The sequence below is a fragment of the Streptomyces sp. NPDC051664 genome (genome assembly GCF_044453545.1).
Taxonomy (GTDB): domain Bacteria; phylum Actinomycetota; class Actinomycetes; order Streptomycetales; family Streptomycetaceae; genus Streptomyces.
On record NZ_JBITCU010000025.1, the window covers coordinates 41,708 to 60,236 of the forward strand.

18 protein-coding genes are annotated in these 18,529 nt (G+C 68.2%); 14 read left to right on the forward strand and 4 right to left on the reverse strand.

Going from position 1 to position 18,529, the window contains the following annotated elements:
• Nucleotides 1-391 precede the first annotated feature (391 nt).
• The 8 genes from ACIA8E_RS31645 (at nt 392) to ACIA8E_RS31680 (ending at nt 6,711) form a co-directional block, all read left to right on the forward strand.
• The gene (locus ACIA8E_RS31645) at nt 392-520 is read left to right on the forward strand and encodes a hypothetical protein (protein WP_399303189.1); all 129 of its coding nucleotides are present in this window, start codon (nt 392-394) and stop codon (nt 518-520) included.
• 12 nt (nt 521-532) lie between these two features.
• Nucleotides 533-877, forward strand: a complete 345-nt coding sequence (locus ACIA8E_RS31650; protein WP_399303190.1) for a hypothetical protein — start codon at nt 533-535, stop codon at nt 875-877.
• A gap of 224 nt (nt 878-1,101) precedes the next feature.
• Nucleotides 1,102-1,299, forward strand: coding sequence for a hypothetical protein (locus ACIA8E_RS31655; protein WP_399303192.1), 198 nt, complete (start codon nt 1,102-1,104; stop codon nt 1,297-1,299).
• A 64-nt stretch (nt 1,300-1,363) separates the two neighbouring features.
• Nucleotides 1,364-2,128, forward strand: a complete 765-nt coding sequence (gene thyX, locus ACIA8E_RS31660) for an FAD-dependent thymidylate synthase (RefSeq protein WP_051878126.1) — start codon at nt 1,364-1,366, stop codon at nt 2,126-2,128.
• 30 nt (nt 2,129-2,158) lie between these two features.
• Nucleotides 2,159-2,719, forward strand: coding sequence for a TIGR00730 family Rossman fold protein (locus ACIA8E_RS31665; protein ID WP_267005113.1), 561 nt, complete (start codon nt 2,159-2,161; stop codon nt 2,717-2,719).
• Nucleotides 2,720-2,736: 17 nt separating this feature from the next.
• Entirely contained in the window at nt 2,737-3,786 is a 1,050-nt protein-coding gene (locus tag ACIA8E_RS31670) for an isopenicillin N synthase family dioxygenase (RefSeq protein ID WP_399303194.1), read from the forward strand.
• 59 nt (nt 3,787-3,845) lie between these two features.
• Nucleotides 3,846-5,081: an ATP-grasp domain-containing protein gene (locus ACIA8E_RS31675; protein ID WP_399303196.1), complete on the forward strand. Its 1,236-nt coding sequence runs from the start codon at nt 3,846-3,848 to the stop codon at nt 5,079-5,081.
• Between the two features lie 115 nt (nt 5,082-5,196).
• Nucleotides 5,197-6,711: a uracil-xanthine permease family protein gene (locus ACIA8E_RS31680; protein WP_399303198.1), complete on the forward strand. Its 1,515-nt coding sequence runs from the start codon at nt 5,197-5,199 to the stop codon at nt 6,709-6,711.
• Nucleotides 6,712-6,790: 79 nt separating this feature from the next.
• On the opposite strand, the gene ACIA8E_RS31685 is transcribed toward ACIA8E_RS31680, so the two are convergent.
• Together ACIA8E_RS31685 and ACIA8E_RS31690 are read right to left on the reverse strand one after the other, a co-directional pair.
• Complete coding sequence (locus tag ACIA8E_RS31685; RefSeq protein WP_399303200.1) at nt 6,791-7,840, reverse strand: LuxR family transcriptional regulator; 1,050 nt, start codon at nt 7,838-7,840, stop codon at nt 6,791-6,793.
• Between the two features lie 254 nt (nt 7,841-8,094).
• Nucleotides 8,095-9,147: a helix-turn-helix domain-containing protein gene (locus ACIA8E_RS31690; RefSeq protein ID WP_399303201.1), complete on the reverse strand. Its 1,053-nt coding sequence runs from the start codon at nt 9,145-9,147 to the stop codon at nt 8,095-8,097.
• 142 nt (nt 9,148-9,289) lie between these two features.
• Between ACIA8E_RS31690 and ACIA8E_RS31695 the strand changes: the two genes are divergently transcribed.
• The 6 genes from ACIA8E_RS31695 to ACIA8E_RS31720 all read left to right on the forward strand — a co-directional run bounded on the left by ACIA8E_RS31695 (nt 9,290) and on the right by ACIA8E_RS31720 (nt 15,908).
• On the forward strand, nt 9,290-10,579 hold the full coding sequence (locus ACIA8E_RS31695; RefSeq protein WP_399303203.1) for an acetyl-CoA carboxylase biotin carboxylase subunit family protein: 1,290 nt from the start codon (nt 9,290-9,292) through the stop codon (nt 10,577-10,579).
• 75 nt (nt 10,580-10,654) lie between these two features.
• Nucleotides 10,655-11,851 carry an MFS transporter gene (locus ACIA8E_RS31700; RefSeq protein ID WP_399303205.1) on the forward strand — a complete coding sequence of 399 codons (1,197 nt, stop codon included), beginning with the start codon at nt 10,655-10,657 and terminating at the stop codon, nt 11,849-11,851.
• 48 nt (nt 11,852-11,899) lie between these two features.
• Nucleotides 11,900-13,156, forward strand: coding sequence for an ATP-grasp domain-containing protein (locus ACIA8E_RS31705; RefSeq protein ID WP_399303207.1), 1,257 nt, complete (start codon nt 11,900-11,902; stop codon nt 13,154-13,156).
• Between the two features lie 4 nt (nt 13,157-13,160).
• Nucleotides 13,161-14,447, forward strand: a complete 1,287-nt coding sequence (locus ACIA8E_RS31710; RefSeq protein WP_399303209.1) for an acetyl-CoA carboxylase biotin carboxylase subunit family protein — start codon at nt 13,161-13,163, stop codon at nt 14,445-14,447.
• 119 nt (nt 14,448-14,566) lie between these two features.
• Nucleotides 14,567-15,295 (forward strand): 2OG-Fe dioxygenase family protein, encoded by a 729-nt coding sequence (locus ACIA8E_RS31715; protein ID WP_399303211.1) that lies wholly within the window; start codon nt 14,567-14,569, stop codon nt 15,293-15,295.
• Between the two features lie 172 nt (nt 15,296-15,467).
• Nucleotides 15,468-15,908, forward strand: coding sequence for a PPOX class F420-dependent oxidoreductase (locus ACIA8E_RS31720; RefSeq protein WP_399303287.1), 441 nt, complete (start codon nt 15,468-15,470; stop codon nt 15,906-15,908).
• Between the two features lie 437 nt (nt 15,909-16,345).
• On the opposite strand, the gene ACIA8E_RS31725 is transcribed toward ACIA8E_RS31720, so the two are convergent.
• Nucleotides 16,346-17,299, reverse strand: a complete 954-nt coding sequence (locus ACIA8E_RS31725) for a DUF5996 family protein (RefSeq protein WP_399303213.1) — start codon at nt 17,297-17,299, stop codon at nt 16,346-16,348.
• 627 nt (nt 17,300-17,926) lie between these two features.
• Nucleotides 17,927-18,202: a hypothetical protein gene (locus tag ACIA8E_RS31730; RefSeq protein ID WP_399303215.1), complete on the reverse strand. Its 276-nt coding sequence runs from the start codon at nt 18,200-18,202 to the stop codon at nt 17,927-17,929.
• Nucleotides 18,203-18,529: the final 327 nt, after the last annotated feature.

The following is an 18,529-nucleotide window of genomic DNA, read 5'->3' on the forward strand; positions in this document are numbered from 1 at the left end:
AGGCGCTGCGGCCCTGGTCGGCGGAGCAGAACGACCGGCGCGCGGCGGAGTTCTCCGCCGGACAGGACGCCCCGGTGCCGAGCCCCGAGGCACTCGTCGAGTCGACCGTCCAGCTCGCCCCGCTGACGGTGATCGACGGTGGCTGACTGCACGGCTTCACCGACGACGAACCGGCCGCCTCGCACACCGGGTTCCCCACCCCGCAGCCGGGACAGGTCCGCGCGGTCGAGGTGGCCACTCAGGTGGGTGCCGAGGTGACGCGGGTCCCGAAAGGGGAGACACCGCTGCTCTCCTGCCGTACCGCGACGAGTTCAGGCAGCTGTCGGCCGCCGCGGTCATCGCCGAGAGCTCGGGCGACACCGTCCCGGAGCTGCTCACCGTCGCCGACTGCATGTCCGGACAGGTGATCGCGTCCGGCGTGGACCGGGAGGCCGCGGTCACCCGGTGCGAGGAGATCGACAAGGACATCCGATTCCTGACCGACCGACCGACCGACGAACTGACCGGCTCACACCGTTGAAGGAGAAGAGAGTTGGAAACCAACGAGCACACCCTGAGCGCAGCCGCGCTCCTGGAGACCGCCCACAAGGCCGTCTCGCAGGGCTATCCCTGCGACGACCGGCTGGCACGCGCCGCGCTGCACCTCATCGAGTGCGCCACGGACGTTGTCGTACGTCTGCCCGACCGTGACATCGACTCGGCGCGGGAGGCGCTCGGGCTGGCCCGCGCGGCGGTGGTGACCGCGACCTGTGCCGTACGGGAGATCCACGCCCAGGCCCGGGAGACGTCCGAGCCGGTGTCCCTGGCCGCCCCCGGGAAGCCGCCGGCCGGGTCCGCGCGTGGTCCGGGCCGGGTCTGCTGCGGCCTCGACCGGTAGCGGGGCGACCGTTCCGCCCAGGTCAGGAGCCTTGTCCCGTCGTCCCCTCGAAGCCCCGCTGCCGCACTGCGGCAGCGGGGCTTCGGCGTGGGGCGCATGTTCGTGCACTTGGTTTCGTACTTACGCACTGCACAAGTCTGACCTTATTGGGGGCCTCCAGTTTTCGAAGAATAGAGATGTGAGCGGGGGAGCCGCCCACAAACAACGAGAAGAGGAATCGAATTATGCGTAGCAACACGTTCCAGATGAAGCTTTCCACCACTCGCCGTGGGATTCAGTCCGCCCTGGTCGCCGCCGCTTCGGCGGTACTCGTCGCCACTGCGGTGGGCGTCGCGACCGCCGGTTCTGCCGCGGCCGACACGTCCACTACGACGACCACCCCCTCCACGAGCGCCTCGCCCGACGATCACGGCTGGGACTGAAGAGGCATATTCCAGCAGCACAATATCGAGCACCGCTGAACAGAATCCATCGGAGGAACGTACGATGACGATCAGCCCGGCCCTTGAGGTCCACGCCCCCGACGCACCCGTCTTCGGTCCCGAAATCGAACTGCGCAGCCAGATCACCGTCGAGCTCGTCGACCACACCGCCTCCGACCTGGGAGTCGTACGTGCGGCGCGGGTCTCCACCGCCGGCGAGGCGGCGCACCGCGAGGAGCGCGGTGACGCGTATATCGGAGGTCTCATCCGGTATTTGATGCGCAGCCGTCACGGCAGCCCTTTCGAGCACAATTCGATGACCTTCCTGGTGCACGCGCCGATCTTCGCGATCCGCCACATGATGCGTCACCGAATGTGGTCCTTCAATGAGGAGAGCGCCCGCTACAAGGACCTCAAGAACGTCTTTTACGTGCCCGACCGCGACCGGGCGCTGAAACAGGAGGGGAAGCCCGGTCACTACCAGTACGTGCCGGGCAGCGAGGAGGACTACGAGCTGCTCTCCACCGCCACCAGCGAGGCCTACCGGTCCGCCTTCCGCGAATACCAGAAGATGCTCGATGCCGGAATCGCCCGCGAGCTGGCCCGCATGGTGCTCCCCGTGGCCACCTTCTCCACCGTGTACGCCACCTGCAACGCCCGCTCGCTGATGCACTTCCTCGGCCTGCGTACCAACCGCGCCGACGCCGCTTATGTGTCGCACCCGCAGCGGGAGATCGAGGTGGTGGCCGAGCAGATGGAGGACGAGTTCGCGCGGCTGATGCCGCTGACCCACGAGGCCTTCGAGAAGTTCGGACGCGTCAGTCCCTGACCGGATCGCGATCCGACGGAGGTTCCTGCCATGAGAATCACGGTCTACGCGGGCTCGGCCCTGGGGAACCAGGCCATCTACCAAGAAGCCGCCGCGGCCTTCGCCAAGCAACTCGTCGCCGAGGGCCACGAGATCGTCTACGGCGGGGGAGCGGCCGGCCTCATGGGGGTCGTCGCCGACTCCGCCCTCGCGGCCGGCGGCCGGGTCACCGGAGTGATCCCGAAACACCTGGTCGATGCCGAGGTCGCCCACCAGGGCCTGACCGAACTGCACATTGTCGACACCATGCACCAACGCAAGCAGATCATGGCCGACCTGGCGGACGCCTTCGTGGCGCTGCCGGGCGGAGTGGGCACCGTCGAGGAGATCCTCGAAGCCTGGGCCTGGCTCATCCTCGGCCGGCACGGAAAGCCGATGGCGATGCTGAACGTGGACGGCTACTGGGACCGGCTCCTGCGGATGATCTGCCGCATGTCCGCCAGCGGATTCCTGCGCGAACAGGAGCTGGGCACCCTCGCGTCCGTCGGGGACGCGAACGAATTCCTCGACCTTGTAAGCCAGTGGGAGCCCCCGCCGCCGCGATGGGGCTGAGATCGGGAGTAGCAGCGATGTCGGTACTGAATGTGGAGAGTGCGGCCCCCGAGGCCGCGCAGGTCACCGTGGTGGACGGCTATGTCCCGGTGATCGACCTGAGTTCCGCACGGTCGGGCGGGGCGGCGGAACGGCAACTGGCCGCGGTGATCGACGAGGTCTGCCGTACCAGCGGCTTCCTGGTGATCGTCGGCCACGGCGTGCCCGAGCGCACGATAGCGGAGATGTACCGGGCCACCCGGGAGTTCTTCGCGCTGTCGGCCGAGACCAAGGTGGAACTGCTCGCCGTCCCGGCCGACCCGCTGATGCGGGGATTCGGCCGCCAGGGCAGCCTCGCGGCCTCCAACGCGGAGGCCGAGGTCGAGCAGGAGCGGGCACTGCCGGACATCTCGGAGACCTTCACGGTCAACCGCCTGGGTGAGCCGGATGCCGAACGGGCGCTGCCCGCCGACGCCGACCCGGCGCTGCGGACCCCGAACCGCTGGCCCGAACTGCCCGGCTTCACCGAGGCGTACCGGTCCTACTACGCGGCCATGGAGGTGCTGGCCGCGGACATCATGCGGCTGTTCGCCCTTGCGCTCGATCTGCCCGAGGACTGGTTCGAGGACAAGATCGAGCAGCACATGACCAACCTCACCGCCAACTTCTACCCGCAGCAGCCGGAGCCCCCCGCACCCGGGCAGCTCCGCAAGGGAATGCACAGCGACTGGGGCAGCCTGACCATCCTCTACCAGGACGACGGCCCGGGCGGCCTGCAGGTCCTCGACAAGGCCGGCCAGTGGCTCGACGTGCCTGTCATCGAGGGTTCCTTTGTTGTCAACATCGGTGACCTGATGGCCATTTGGACCAATAATCGATGGGTGAGCACCGTCCACCGGGTGGTCAATCCGCCGCGTGAACTGGCTGGAAAGGAACGCTACTCGGTCCCGTTCTTCCACCAGCCGGCGTACGACGCCCTCATCGAGTGCATCCCCACCTGCACCGGACCGCTCAATCCGCCGAGGCACCGACCGGTGCGCTCGGGCGACTACATCATCGGTAAGTTCAGTAGAGCGTATGGCGCGTAAGTCCGGGGCGAACAGTTCCGTGAACTACGAGATGCCGTCGAAAGCGAGGTGAGAACACCATGGCCAGAGCAGTTCTGCTGCTGGGTGCCGAAGGCGCCGTGGCCGAGCAGCTGGTGGGCGCGGCTCAGACCCTCGAGATCCACCTGCACATCGCGACCCACCGGGAGTTGTACCGGAGCTGTCCCGACGAACTGCGTAAGCAGCTCGCCGGCACCGTCTTCACCGACTTCCGCAGCACGGCGTACGCCGTCGATCAACTCGCCGAGTACTGCGCCCAGGAAGGCATCGGTGGAGTGGCGGTGGGCCAGGAGACGCTGTCCCCGGTCGCCGCAGCGCTGACCGACCGGCTGGGACTGCCTGGCCATGATCCAGCCATGGCACAGTCCGCCCGCGGCAAGTGGCAGATGGCGCAGACCCTGCGGACACGCGGCGTACCCGGGCCGCGCACGGTGGCGGTCGTCTCCCCCGAGGCCGCCGAGGAGCGGCTGCGGTCGGCCGGCCTTCACTACCCGGTTGTCGTCAGACCGGCCGAGGGCTCGGGCACTGTCGGGCTGACCCTCGTCGAGACGCCGGACGAGCTGCCCGGCGCGGTCCGGCGCGCCTTGAAATGGCGCGAGGACTTCACGTACGGAATCCGCTTCGATGCCGTCGCGGTGATCCAGGAGCACCTGAAAGGCGCCGAGTACAGCGTGGAGACCGTGCTGCACCGCGGCGGCTGCACGCACCTGGCGATCGTCCGCCGGATCTCCACCGGCGGCCGGAACAGCGAGGAACTCGGCCGTACTCTGCCCGCCGACCTGGACGAGCTGACCCGGATCACGATCCTGGCCACCGTGGAACGCGGGCTCGCGGCCCTCGGGCTGCGGGACGGTATCGCGCACAGTCATCTGAAGATGACGGCAGAGGGCCCCCGGCTCATCGAGGTGGGCGCGGGCCCGCCCGACGGACCCGTCATGGAGATGATCGAGCACGCCACCGGCGTCAGCGAGGCCGCAGCCTATCTCCAGGCCGTCCTCGGCGAGCTGCCCGACACCCGGCCGACCCGCAGCGGTGCGGTGGCGCTCCGGTTCATCAACACCCCGCGGCACGGTGTCTTCCGCGGCCTGAGCGGCCTCGCCGCCAGCCCGCATGTCATCGCCGTCCGCTCCTACGCGGAGCCGGGCGACCTGGTGGGCAGCACCCACTCCAAGTACACCCGTCTCGGCCACGTCATCGTCCTGGCGTCGGGACCGGACCAGGCCGACGCCCGCGCCGACGAGGCCATCGCGGGCATCTCCAGCTGCATCGAAAGCTGAGCCCCTCACGGAGAGACCGGCTGTCCCCCCTCTCCGCACCCACCCCTTGAACGGCACCGCCGTGCCGCCGCCACGGCGGTGCGGCGGCCTGCCCATGACCGGAGGAACGAGAACCATGAAGGGAACACAGAGTCCGAGTCCGGCGCGCCGGATCCTCGGTGTCGGATGGCGACTGCACGGCGACGGCCGGGCACCGCGACCGGGCGCCGCGGTGATGCCGGACGAGCGGCTCTCCTGGCCGCGCACGGTGGGCCTCGGAGCCCAGCACGTAGTGGCGATGTTCGGTGCGACATTCGTCTTTCCGGTGGTCATGGGGCTCGACCCGAACCTGGCCATCATGATGTCCGGAGTCTCGACCGTTCTGTTTCTGCTGGTGGTTCAGGGCCGGATCCCCAGTTACCTCGGCACGAGCGCCTCGTTCGTCGGCGCGGTGGCGGCCATCCGGGCGGCCGGCGGCACCACGTCCACCGTCACCGGCGCGATCCTCGTCGCGGGTCTGGTGCTCGCCGCGGTGGGCCTGATCGTCCACTTCGCCGGGCCCGGACTGATCAACAAGGCATTCCCGCCCGTTGTGGCGGGCGCGGTGGTCCTGCTGATCGGGCTCAACCTGGCGCCGGTGGTGGCCGACATCTACTGGCCCCAGGACCAGTGGGTGGCACTCGCGACCATGTGCGTGGTCGTCGTCACGGGCGTGCTGCTGCGCGGATTCTGGAGCAGGCTCGCGGTCTTCGTCGGTCTGGTCTTCGGATACGTTCTTTCGTGGGTGCTGGACAGGACGGCGGGCCCGATCACCGCGCCCGGGGCCACCGGCGAGGTCACCCGCCATCTGCGGGTGCAGCTCTCGGAGGCCGCCTCGGCCCCATGGTTCGGCCTGCCGGCCATGCACGCACCGACGTTCACCGCGTCCGCCGCGCTCCTCGTGCTTCCGGGCGTGATCGCCCTGGTGGCGGAGAACACCGGGCACATCAAGGCGGTGGCCGAGATGACGGGGTCCGACCTCGACCCGGTGCTCGGACGGGCCATCCTCGGCGACGGACTGGCCACGGCGGTCTCCTCGGCGGTCGGCGGCGCGCCGACCACGACCTTCGCGGAGAACATCGGGGTGATGGCAGCGACCCGGGTCTACTCGACCGCCGCGTACTGGATGGCGGCCGCCTCGGCCCTGCTGTTCGGCCTGTGCCCCAAGTTCGGCGCGCTCGTCGCGGCCACGCCGGGCGGTGTCCTCGGCGGCATCACCGTCGTCCTGTACGGGATGATCGGGCTGCTCGGCGCCAAGATCTGGATCAAGTCGTCGGTGGACTTCGCGGACCCGGTGAACCTGGTCCCGATCGCAGCCGGCGCAGTGCTGGGCATCGGCGGGGTCTCGCTCAAGGTGACGGACACCTTCTCGGTCAGCGGCATAGCCCTGGGCACTCTCGTCACCCTCCTCGGCTACCACGTCCTGGCGGCCCTGCGGCGTCCCGCCGCCGAGTCGGCTCCGGAGTCCCGTCCGGCACCCGTCGCGCAGACGCGCGAGGCCGCACCCACGGCGCCGGCTCCCGCCGCCCGGCTCGTGCCGCCGGCCCCGGTCCAGGAGCGCGCGCCCGCCCTCCTCGAGCCCAGCCCGGCTCCGGCGGTCACGGTCTCCTAGACCAGGACAGCGAAGCGCATCAACCAGCCGTCGCTACGGCGCACCCGCAGCCGGGGTGTGAAGTGATCCCAGGGTCACTTCACACCCCGGCTGTTTCGCCTGCCTCGGGAGCCGGGCCGCCACTGGCCAACTGACCGAGCCGGTATCCGAGTTGGAAGCGGCTCTCGGCCTTGAGGTCGGCCTTGAGTTTGGCCAGGTGGGTGGCGTACGCGCGGGTGCTGAGCCCGATCCGCTTGGCGATGGCATTGTCGCTGTCCCCATGGATGAGGCACCTGATAATGGTCTCGCGTAATACGGCGCTGATATGGCTCGATTCATTCGGAGTCCGGGACCCCTGAAAGGGCTTGGCGCGCTGCCAGTTGCGCTCGAACACCTCGGTGAGGAAACGCACCACGGCCGGTTCCCTGATAATGACGGCCTGGTCCCGCTCGGTGTCGGCAGGGACGAATGCCATGCTCCGGTCGACGATGATCAGCCGGTCGAAGAACTCGTCGAGGGTACGGACCTGGGCGCCCAGCGAGGTCATTTCGGTCACGTATTCACGGGTGGGCCCGTCGTGCCAGGCGGTGTGCTGGTAGAGCGTCCGCACCTCCACCCCGCGGTCGAGCAGCTCGGCGGTCTGCTGACGGATCTGCTCGAGCGTGGCCTTGGGCCGGCCGCCCCCCGGCTGGGCGGTGAACAGCTCCGAGGTGCTCTGCTGCACACTCTCGTTGACGATGGCGCTGATCGCGGCCTTGCCCTGGATGCGGACGATGGACTCGCCGCCCTGCGGTCCCGCGGTGTGCCGGGAGTCGATGATGAGGGGTCGCAGCAGGTCCGTGAGGTTCCGGGCCTCCTCCAGCATGTTCAGCGCGGAAGAGCGCAGCAGCGCTCCGATCCGGGCCTCCACGATGCCGGGTTCCACCGCGACGAAACGCGAGGGGGAGGAGGTGTCCTCGCGGACCATTCCCATGGACAGGAGCTCATCCATGATCTCGCGATCCTCGCGGATACCGTCCGCAGGGCACTCCGACGGGCCGTCCGACTGCTCCCGCTCGGACTGCGCACCCGAGACTTTCCGGAGGAGTTCGACGTACGTGGCGCGCGCCTTCGTGCTGGGTATGGGCACCACTGGCTTTGCCGGATACATAGCCAACTCCGTTGAGAGTATTGGTGATCACGCAGAAGGAGGCGGAGTGTAGCGTCCATGGGCCAAGTGCCGATAGTAGGCCGAATCCGCCGCCGACAGAACAAGGTTGTGTGCCTGCTGCATGGACATTGTGCCTGTTCGTCCGCAGTGCGGTGAACAGAACGCGCCTATTTCACATAGATGTCAAATAGCCGTCGGATGCCGGCCAGGGGCGAAGCCGTGGCCCGCCGGCCTGCCCGGAACCGCCAGGCGTGTCAATCCGTCCCGGATGTGCCGGGATCGTCGCTTTCTCCCAGGGCAATCCCCAATTGCCAAGCACGGAAACCGGCTTGGAATCGGCTCTCGACCCCCAGCTCGTCGGTGATGTCCTTCACGTGCCGGCGGAAGGTCCGGGTCGCCATCCCCAGTCGCTTGGCAATCACTTCGTCCTTCAGGCCGGTCGCCATCAGGCGCAGGATCGAGGCTTTCAACTCCTCTGTGGATGGCTGGAATTCGGCCTGATGGGCGTCAAAGGGCCGACCCGACTCCCAGAGGCTCTCGAACATCCGGTACAGGAAGCCCACCACCGTCGGGTCGGTGACCACCGAGGCCCCCTGCGGCCGGCCCGCGGCCCGGGGCTGCGGGACGAACGCCGTCTCCCGGTCGAAGACGATGATCCGGTCGAACGCCTCGGCGGTGGTGCGGATCCGGGCCCCGGCGGCGGAGACCGACCGCACATAGGCCTGCGTCGACAGGCTCGCCCGGGCGGTGTGCTGGTACAGGGTGCGCAGTCGCACCCCTCTCTCCAGCATCGACAGACTCTCCGCCACGATCGAGCTCAGCGTGTCGGGGGCGCGGCCGCCGCCCGGCTGGATGGAGACCATCTCCTCGGTGCACAGCCGGGTCATCATCGACAACTCGCGGCGCACCTCGGCGGGATCGTCGAAGGAGCGCAGCCCGTCAGAGGTGCGCCCGGCGCGGCTGTGCTCCGCGAACAGCGGTGCCAGAGGGCGAAGTTGGGCGTGCATACGGGTCAGCTCCTGCTGCCGCTGCCGGATCTCCTGCTCCAACGGTGCCCGGGCGAGCATCTCGGCGATCGCCGGGTCCGCCGGCAGCAGTTCGCCGCCGTCAGTACTGGACACAAGCAACCCGAGTTCCAGTAGGTTGTCGCGCGCAAGAGTCAACTCGCCTATGGGCAAGCCCAATTCGGCCGCAGCGACGTCGGCGTCGCGGAGCCCGCCGTTCCGCAGCGCCCATTCATAGACGGACAGCGAGACTGGCTCGAGAATGAGCGCCGAGGCGCCGCGTTGTGTCCCTGAACGCGCCATTTGTCGAGATCCTCTTCCGGTCTGGCCAGCTTAGGACACCGAGTATCTCTCCAACTGAGCTGCTGTTGCTGGCAAAGTCTTCATATCGCGCTGTACAGCACGGTCGATCTGAACGACCGAGGTTCCCCGGAAGGGTGAAGCAATGCGCCGAATCGCATTCCTGCGATCCATTGAGATTCAGCAGACAAAGCCTTTTCTCACAGCCCTTGAAGCACGTCTCCAACGGGAGGACACCGAAGCAAAACTCTTCTTCACGGACGGCGAGTGCGGACCCGATGACTTCCCCGGCGAATCGGAGAAGATAGCCGGTGACATATCCGCCGACGAACTCGCCAAGAAGGTCATCGATTGGGGCGCCCATGGAGTGATCTCCCTTTCCATCGCAGACGAGAACGCCCTGCGTGACTCGGTGGTGCGGCGCCGCCTGGAGACTGTGGGAATTCCCATGGTGGCGCACAGCCTGGCCGCCACGAGTCTCACCGCCAACAAGTGGGAGACGAAGCGGCTGCTGGAGGAGCACGGATTCGACATTCCGCCCGGAGTGCTCGTGGACAGCGATGTACTCGCCGGTCGCGGCCTGCGAATTCCCGCCTACGTCGACTCGATCCTGATCCAGACCGCCGACATGGGATATCCCGTGCTCAGCAAGCCGCTCTGGGACTGCATGGGCGCCGGCATGGTGCCGCTGGCCGACGAAGCGGAACTGGAACGGCACTTGGCTGAACCGCACAGCGGAAATTTCATCCTGGAACGCTGTGTGTCCGGTGAGATCTGCTCGGTGGAAGTGGTCGGCGCCCGCGGACAGTACGTGGTCCACCCGGTGGTGTGGCAGGGTCCGGCGGAGATCGGCCCGGTCTTCAACTTCGGCCGGCTGCGCTATGTGGCACCGCGCCGGGAGGCGGATCTGGCATTCGCCCCGGTGGCCGAGAAACTCAAGAAGATCGCTCGGGCCCTCGATCTGCACGGAGCGGTCGGTCTGGACATGATTTACGAGGACGGAATCTACCGGATTCTCGAAATCAACCCCAGGGTCACTGGAACGACCACCCCCTGCATAGCCTCCACCGGCTTCAACACGTACGACTGCCTGCTCTCCATCCTGGACGGGACCTGGCCGGACGAGGTGGACCACGGGCACGGCCTCCAGCGGGTGTGCCTGCAGTTCCCGGTGCGCGAACTCTCCCCCGAATTTGTGCACGACGTGACCCGCGAGCTGGACGTCGTACGGACGCAGTCGCTCAATATCGACGGCGTCGACCACCCCAATGTGATCATCACCTGCGAGCTCGACGACCGGGCGGATCTCCCGGCGAAGCTCGAATCGCTCTGGCAGCGCCACGAATTCACCGACCGGTCATTCCTGCGGCAGATCGCAGCGGCCGTAGGAGTGGCCGACGCGGAAGCGGCGGAGACCGCTGTGGCAACGGCATGACGAAAACCGAAGTGTGGGAGAAAGAGATGAAGGAAACGGCAGGCAGCCATGCGGATTGACGGCTATCGCAAAGTCGTGAGCCAGCCAGGTATCGGCCTGCTCATGCTCCTCGGGTTCTTCTCGAAGATCGCGGTGGTGGCGATCCCCGTGGTGATGAACCTCGGCGTCGTGCTCGGCCTCGACCGAGGCTTCGGCGCCGCCGGCCTGGTGATCGCGCTGTGGACGGTGGGCGTGGCGGTCGGCGGTCCGGTGCAGGGCCGCATGATGGACAAGTACGGCGTACGGCCCGTCCTCATCGTCTCGCTGACCGGCCAGGCGCTCTTCTGGGGGATCGGCCCCAGCATGTCCTACGAAGTGCTGTCGGTGGCCGCCGTCGGCTGCGGACTCTTCAACCTGCCGGGGTTCGCCGTCGTGCGGCTGAGGCTCGCGGTCGCCATCCCGGAGGAGCAGCGGCACACCGCCTTCGCGCTCGACGCCATGACGTCCAACATCTCGTACATGGTGGGCCCGGCGCTCGGTGTGACCGTGGCGACCGCCGTCTCCAGCGATGTCTCGATGCGGGGCCTCGGCGTGATCGTGGCACTCGCCGGGGCGGGCCTGGCCCTGCTCAACCCCCAGGTCCGCGACTCCGCCAAGGAGACCGGCAGCGAGCCCGCCCCCCGTATGACGTTCCGCGAGTGGTTCAAGCCCGCGCTCGTCCCGGTCCTCGTGGCCACTACCGCCACCACTCTGGCGACCGCCGGCTACGAGACGGCGATCGTGGGCGGGCTGCGCGACTCGGGCCAGGTCGAATGGGCCGGCCTCGTCCTCACGGTCTGCGGGCTCTGCTCCTTCATCGGCGCGCTCCTGTACGGCACGCTGAAACGGCCGCCGCACTTCGCCGTCATCTCGGCACTGGTGGGCCTCACGACCGTGGTCGGTGGCTTCGCCACCGGCGACTGGCGCCTGCTGTGCCTGGCCATGGTGCTGCCGGCCGCCCTCTGCTCGCCCTCCTTCGCGGCGACGGGCGGCGCCGCGAGCGGGCTGGCCCCGGCCGGGGCGCGGGGAGTCGTGATGGGTGTCTACAGCGCCTCCCTCACCCTCGGCAACAGCATCGGTGCCCCCCTGTCCGGGGCGATCCAGGACGCCAGGAGCCCACTCTGGGCCTTCGTGGTCATCGGCCTCACCAGCGCCGCCCTCTCCGGTGTCGCCCTCGGCTGGGCGGCCTGGCTGGCTCGCAGGCCGGCCGCCGAGCCGCAGAGCACGCCGGTCCTCGCCGACGCCGCCGCCTGACGGCAGACATCTCATATCACCCTTCATGCACAGCAGTTGGAGACCTGAATGGACACCAAGGGTTACGTCGTCATCGTGGACGCATTCGCCCCGGCCCGGTTCTTCCCGCCGGAGTTCCACGAAGCGGGCTACGCATGCGTGCGAGTGCAGAGCACCCCTGAGATCCCGCCGGCCTTCGCCGGCTCCCTCGACCTGACGCTCTACGCCGACAACATCGTCCACACCGGGGACCTCGAAGAGACCGTACGGGCAGCCGGTGCGTACGAACCGGTGGCGGTCTTCGCCGGCAGCGAGTTCGGAGTCGAGTTCGCCGACCGGCTCAGCGAGGCCATGGGCCTGCCGACCAACGGCACGGAGCTCAGCGCCGCCCGCCGCGACAAGTTCACGATGATCGAGACGATCAAGGCCGCCGGTGTGCGCGGAGCCAGGCAGCTGCTTGCCACAAGTGCCGACGAACTTGCCCGGTGGCACCAGGAGTTGGGTACCCGTGTCGTGGTCAAGCCGCTCAAGAGCGCGGGCAATGACGGCGTCAGGTTCTGCGCCACCCCTGAGGAGAGCGCGGCCGCCTTCCTCGAACTCACCGGCGCGGAGAATCTGTTCAGCCAGCGCAACGAGGGCGTCGTCGCCCAGGAACATCTCTTCGGCGGCGAGTACATGGTCAACACCGTCAGCCGCGACGGCAAGCACCATGTCACCGACATCATCGCCACCACGCGCATTTCCGTGAACGGCGTTCACGACATCAGCAACTCCTGCTATCTGCTCCCCCGCCACGGTGAGGCGCAGGACCAGCTCGTCCCGTACGCGTTCGAAGTGCTTGACGCCCTGGGCGTGCGGCACGGCCCCTCGCACATCGAGCTGAAGCTCACCCCCTCAGGGCCCGTGCTCATCGAGATGGGCGCCCGCATCTGTGGCGGAGACCTGCCGCACTACGTGCAGCTGGCGACCGGCGAGTCCCCCTTCGACTGGACCGTCGACGCCTTCGTGCGGCCGGACCGCTTCCACGAGCGCCACGACGACGACTACGAGATCCAGCGGTACTTCGCCTCGGTGGGCCTGGTCTGCGCCAAGGAGGGGCAGCTGGAGTCGCTGCGACACCTCAAGGAGATCGAGGAGCTCGAAAGCTTCCACGACCTGTCGCAGTTCGTCCCGCTCGGCGGCACGGTCGTCCCCACGGTCAACGACAGCACCTACGTCGGTTTCGTGCGGCTCTTCCACGAGCTCGAGGAAGTCGTCATGCGCGACATCAACACCATCCACTACCTGGACGGCGACGGAATGTACGCACTCTCCGAGGAGTCCTGACCCCATGAACGTGAACAACGCCGCCCTGCCGCACATCGTCGTCATCAACCGCTGGCGCGAGCAGTACGCCCGCTATGCCGAATACCTCGACCACGCCACCCACCAGGTCTCCTACATCACCACGGAGGTGGGGCTGCCGTCCGTACCCGAGGCGGCGGGCGACATCCTGGTGGTGGAGCGGACCGACGACCTGGAGGCCGTGCGCGCCGCACTCAGGGTGCTCGCCGTGCGGCACGGACGGCCCGAGGCGATCGTCGCTCTCAAGGAGGACGATCTCCTGATCGCCGCCGAGCTGCGCGAGGAGTGGAACTGCCCCGGCCAACGGGTGGGCCACCTGGCCCGCTTCAGGGACAAGTACCTCATGGCCACCGCCGTCGCGGAGGCCGGCCTCGACCTGCCGGACTTCACCCTCGCCGGCGACGGGACATCCATCCTGGAATTCGGCGCGAAGCACGGCTGGCCGCTCATCCTGAAGCCGGTGATGGGCAGTTCGAGCGAAGGTGTCGTCAAGCTCGACGGCCCCGAGGACGTCCTCGCCGTCGACCTCGCGGACACGCCCATGATGGTGCAGACCTTCAACCCAGGCCGGATCTACCACGTGGACGGCGTCTTCACCGGCCGCGAGATCCAGCACTGGCGCGCCTCGCGCTATGTGAACACCTGCCTGGGATTCCGCTCGGGCGACTTCCTCGGCTCCGTCGAGGAGGACGACGAGGCGGTCAACACTGCTATCCGTGAGAGCACGGCCGACTACCTCCGGGCGCTCTCCGGCGACCCGCTCGTCTTCCACCTGGAACTCTTCGTCAACGACACCCCGGACGGCCCCCGCTGCAGCTTCCTGGAGGTGGGCGCACGGGTCGGCGGCGCCGAGATCCCCTTCGTCTGGCGTGAGCTCCACGGTTACGACCTGATGGACGCCGCATTCCAGCTCCAGCTCCAACGCCCTGTTCCCCGAGGACAGATGACCCGCCCCGAGGAGATCGGCGGCTATCTGCTGATCCCGGCCCCAGGGGCACGGCCGTGCCGCATCACCGAGGTCACCTCGATGGTCGGCAGCACCCCGGGACCGTACGCCGAGGCGCTCCTGGAGGTCGGCGACATCCTGCCGCTGGCCGACGCGTACTACGAGCACGTCGGCGGCCGCTTCCGCTTCCGGGGTGCGACGAGCCGCGACGTGGAGCAGGCCCTCGTCGCAACCGCCGCAGCGTTCCGGGTGTCCGGCGTCCCGGCCACCCCCACGGACCAGGCCGGCGCACCCCTGGGTCAGCTGGCCGGCGTGAGCAGGGGCTGACCGGGCTCGCCGCTCCCCCCATCCGGTTGCCGAAGCCGCAGCATCCGGAACACCTCCACCAGTCATCGCCGCACCAGAGGCCTGTTCAGCCGGAACAGTCACGCAGAGGAGAGCTCACCATGTCCGCAGTAGCCACCATCGCCACCGCCCCCGTCGCGACCGCCACCGGGACGACTCCGTTCCGCCACTTCTCCGCGACCCTGCTCCGCCGAGCCCTGGCCCGGCACGCGGATTGGGAGCGCAAGGAGTTCACCTCGTCCTGGGAGGACCTGCCGGTCGATGCATATCTCAAGGACGGGGCGACGTTCCGCCGCCGAAGGTACAGCCAGTTCCACCTGGCCGACGACCGCCTGGTGCCCAGCGGCCAGATCGTGTTCGAGCAGTCCAAGGAGGTGAACTCGCTGTTCGGTGGCGTCCAGCGGCACTTCGAGCCGCTCCGTGAGGACGTGGCGGCCTCCGCGTTGCTCGAGACGGTCGTGTTCACCTTCCTGGACAACCTGCCAGGGAAGATCGACCGGTCCAACACCGCCATAGGCGTCCACCAGATCCGGATCATCGCAAGCCGCGACGAGGCCTCGCTGCCCGCCCCGGAGGGCATCCACGAGGACGGCCACCACTTCGTCGCCCAGGTGCTGATCAATCGCGAGGGCGTCACCGGTGGCGAGTCGCAGCTGTACGACCGTGACCGCACCCCGATCTTCCGGACCACGCTGCTCGAGCCGCTCGAGTCGATCGTCATCGACGACCGCCGGGTCTTCCACGGCGTCTCCGGCGTCACCCCGGCCCCCGGAACCACCGAGGGCATCCGCGACATGATGCTGATCGACTTCTTCCCGCTCGCCGACTGACCGGGACACCCCCGACCGAATGCTCCGCCGAGGCAATGGACTCCTCCCCAGGTCCTCTGCTCCCGGCGGAGCTTCGGCACGTGTGCGGTGGCGCGCGGACACCGACCGGGGCAAGCTCCAGAACCGTCCCGAACAGAGTTGAGAGCAGAGGAGCGTTCCATCCATGCAGTCCATGTCCGAGGCCGAGTGGCGTGCGTTCGCCCTCTCCGGTACCCGAACGGCGAAGCTGGCGACTCACCGCAAGGACGGCCGCCCCCATGTCACACCGGTGTGGTTCCTCCTCGACGAGCGCGAGGGCGCCGAGTCAGGCCGGCCGCAGGTTCTCTTCACCACGTGGCACGAATCCCTCAAGGCGAAGTCCCTGCGCAGGAACCCCCGGTTCGCACTCTGCATCGACGACCAGGAACCGCCCTACGCGTACGTCATGCTCGAGTGCACCGCCGCCTTCACCGAGGACCCGGCCGACCTCCGCCACTGGGCGACCAGGATCGGCGCCCGCTACATGGGCACCGACCGGGCCGACCGGTACGGACAGCGAAACTCGGTCCCGGGGGAGTACCTGATCCGCGCCACGATCGACCGGGTGACCGCCTTCACCGGCATCGCGGACTAGGTCCAGACCAGGTCCCGTCCCATGGGCCGAGTGACGGGCCTGCGTGCGTGTCGTTCCAGCCGGCGTGGGGAGGCACGACCTGTCGGATGAGGGGTGGGCCACGTTCCTCGACGGCAGCTGCACCCACCGAGGAACGTTGCCCACCCGCAGATCCCCGGTGACCGCCGGAGAGCGCCCGCGCCCTCTGGGTCGAACACCTCACGCCGCAGAACGCCCCTGCGCAGCGGAAGGACAAGGCAGGCCGGCTGTAGGGGCGGGTCGAGTCGGCCCTGCGCCTGCGCTCGCAACGCTACGTTCTGCTCGTAACGCTGCGTCATGGATGTCGCAGCACCACGAATGTCGGCGCGGACGACACGACTTGGTCGACGAAGACCTTGCTTCCATGCAACGGTTGCTGAGCGACACCTGGTCTTCGGAGTCAGGAATTTCGACCTGAGTCAGCCGTACTGGTGCTGGACGAGCGCGGCCGGTGTCCTGCTCATGTACCAACCCTCGACGCGGGGGCCGACGAGGTCGGACGGCCAGCCCGCCGTCTCGACGGCGGCATCGTAGACGGCGTCACCGAACGCCACAATGGCCCGGTGCGGGTCCGCTGTCTCCCTGAGCTTGGCCCACGGCAGACGAACCAGACCGGCGTCGGGGTGCCAGGCGGCGCCCTCAACACCCCAGGACCGGCCCCCGAGACTCTCCGGCTGGGGCCAGATGTATGCGTACATGCCGACGTTCGGTGCCTTGGCATCCCCGAAGGAGAATCCCACCGACACGTACGCGTCGAGCTGGGCGTTCTGCATGAACGGCGGCCCGTGGGGCGGCGGCACGGTGGGCTGCGCTCGGTAACGCGTGGCGGACAGGTCGAATCCGCCCCACATCACACCGACCCGGGGGCGGTGTCCCAGGAAGGGGGCCTGCCACGCCTCGAGCCCGTCAGCGGCGAGATTGAACGCTGTCCAGATCAGCCGGGCCGCGTGGCCGTCCCAGGTGCGTTCGACGTGATCGTCCTCGAAGCGCGGCGGGGCATCCGGAATCTCGCAGATCAGCGAGCTGCGCGGTCGGTGTATGCCGAGCTCGTGAGCCGCATCGCAGAAGGACGCAAAGAACGTGGCGAGTGATCCCTTGGACAGTGGCACCGTCCGCGAGCCATTGTCGGCCTCGATGACCACGCCACCGTCCAGCAGGTTGTAGTGCACCGTGAAGGTCACGCCTCGCTGCCGAAGGGTTGGCGTGCTGAGCCCCCGGGGGGTGACATCGAGGACGGTGTTTCCCCAGCCGACTTCGAAGGGCTCGTCGAGGGTGTACTTGCCTGCGACCTGTACCACCCGGTTCACGTAGTCAACCATGGGTGCCAGGTCCTCATAGGCCAGCGCAGGCCACGCATTGAGACGTTCGCTCACAGGGAGCCTCCCAGCGTGTCGATCGGATCAGCGGGAGGGGACGTCAGGTGCGCGCCGACCCTCATGCAGCGGGGGGCGAGCCCCTGACACCGAACTGCGATCCAGTACTCAATTTTTACACGCAGGTCGGGGTCCTGCCCGCTCGGTGGCGCCGGGCGTACGACGTGCTGGGCCAGGAGCCAATTTGCGGTGGGTGACCGAAAACCCCGGCCACTTACCGCCCTTTCCTGGGTTGACCTCTTCGTCCTGAAGTAATTCGAGCAGTCGCTCGGCCTGCGGCCGGAAGCCTGCTGACCTCGGATGACGACCCTGAACGTCCGTGGTTGTTCGTCGATGCACACGCCGTTGTGGCGCAGTCGGACACTCGGCGGTAGCGGAGGAGCTCACGGAAGTTGCCTTCGGCGCCTGTTCGGCTTCGCCGACGGGGCCGCAACGTCCGCTTGCGTCCTTGGAGGTGGTGTATGGGTCCGACCGATCCAGGGGTGTGTTCCGATTTCGGAGCCATCCGCGAAACTTCAAAGGGGGACCAGCCCCGGTGAGGCGATCGGCCGGCCCCGCGGGCTGACTGACCACGAAGATCCACCTCCCCTGCGACGGCCGCGGTGACGTACGCCGGCAGGGAGGTGGTCACGACGGAGGGCTGGCCGCCATCCGGCAGGCACCGTTCGCGGCGCCGCCCGGCACGCCGGCCGCGGTCAGGGCACTCACGCAGCCTTGCAGATCAGCGTGCACACCTTGGGTGCACGCCGTTCTGACGGTGTCCGAGACTTCACCGCCCGCCTGCTGGACCATGTTCGTGCAGGCCGGGATGTCCGCGTGGGCGGCGGGGGCGGCGAAGGCCATGCCGCCCAGTGCGAGGGTCAGACCGGTGAGGACTCCGGCTGTATGTGCCGACGTGCGCATGGGAGCCACCTGCTCTCAGGGGTTGGTCGGGGACCCGCGGATTCCAAGGCGCCGAGCAGCGGACGCGGCCGGTGTACAAGTGTGGTCCCGGGCCCCCGCTCCCATCGGCTCGGCAGGGCCGCCCCTTCTCCGTTCGACGCTAGAACAGTCCACCGCCGCGCGCACTCCGGTCCGGTGGCGGGACACTCCCTTGAGCCCTCCAGGAAAACTTCGACACGTATCGACAGAGCCACCCGCAGAAACCCAGGGACCGCCGGACAGCGCCGGACCTTCCCCACTGTGACCTGGAGTCGGTCCGGCGCTTATGCGTTCGCTACGCGGCCCTCG

Excerpts from the sequence above, each read along its gene's own strand:
- ACIA8E_RS31645 (WP_399303189.1), top strand. The coding sequence starts at position 392 with ATGTCCGGACAGGTGATCGCGTCCGGCGTGGACCGGGAGGCCGCGGTC.
- ACIA8E_RS31655 (WP_399303192.1), top strand. The coding sequence starts at position 1,102 with ATGCGTAGCAACACGTTCCAGATGAAGCTTTCCACCACTCGCCGTGGG.
- thyX (WP_051878126.1), top strand. The coding sequence starts at position 1,364 with ATGACGATCAGCCCGGCCCTTGAGGTCCACGCCCCCGACGCACCCGTC.
- ACIA8E_RS31665 (WP_267005113.1), top strand. The coding sequence starts at position 2,159 with ATGAGAATCACGGTCTACGCGGGCTCGGCCCTGGGGAACCAGGCCATC.
- ACIA8E_RS31670 (WP_399303194.1), top strand. The coding sequence starts at position 2,737 with ATGTCGGTACTGAATGTGGAGAGTGCGGCCCCCGAGGCCGCGCAGGTC.
- ACIA8E_RS31675 (WP_399303196.1), top strand. The coding sequence starts at position 3,846 with ATGGCCAGAGCAGTTCTGCTGCTGGGTGCCGAAGGCGCCGTGGCCGAG.
- ACIA8E_RS31680 (WP_399303198.1), top strand. The coding sequence starts at position 5,197 with ATGAAGGGAACACAGAGTCCGAGTCCGGCGCGCCGGATCCTCGGTGTC.
- ACIA8E_RS31685 (WP_399303200.1), bottom strand. The coding sequence starts at position 7,840 with ATGTATCCGGCAAAGCCAGTGGTGCCCATACCCAGCACGAAGGCGCGC.
- ACIA8E_RS31690 (WP_399303201.1), bottom strand. The coding sequence starts at position 9,147 with ATGGCGCGTTCAGGGACACAACGCGGCGCCTCGGCGCTCATTCTCGAG.
- ACIA8E_RS31695 (WP_399303203.1), top strand. The coding sequence starts at position 9,290 with ATGCGCCGAATCGCATTCCTGCGATCCATTGAGATTCAGCAGACAAAG.
- ACIA8E_RS31705 (WP_399303207.1), top strand. The coding sequence starts at position 11,900 with ATGGACACCAAGGGTTACGTCGTCATCGTGGACGCATTCGCCCCGGCC.
- ACIA8E_RS31710 (WP_399303209.1), top strand. The coding sequence starts at position 13,161 with ATGAACGTGAACAACGCCGCCCTGCCGCACATCGTCGTCATCAACCGC.
- ACIA8E_RS31715 (WP_399303211.1), top strand. The coding sequence starts at position 14,567 with ATGTCCGCAGTAGCCACCATCGCCACCGCCCCCGTCGCGACCGCCACC.
- ACIA8E_RS31720 (WP_399303287.1), top strand. The coding sequence starts at position 15,468 with ATGTCCGAGGCCGAGTGGCGTGCGTTCGCCCTCTCCGGTACCCGAACG.
- ACIA8E_RS31730 (WP_399303215.1), bottom strand. The coding sequence starts at position 18,202 with ATGCGCACGTCGGCACATACAGCCGGAGTCCTCACCGGTCTGACCCTC.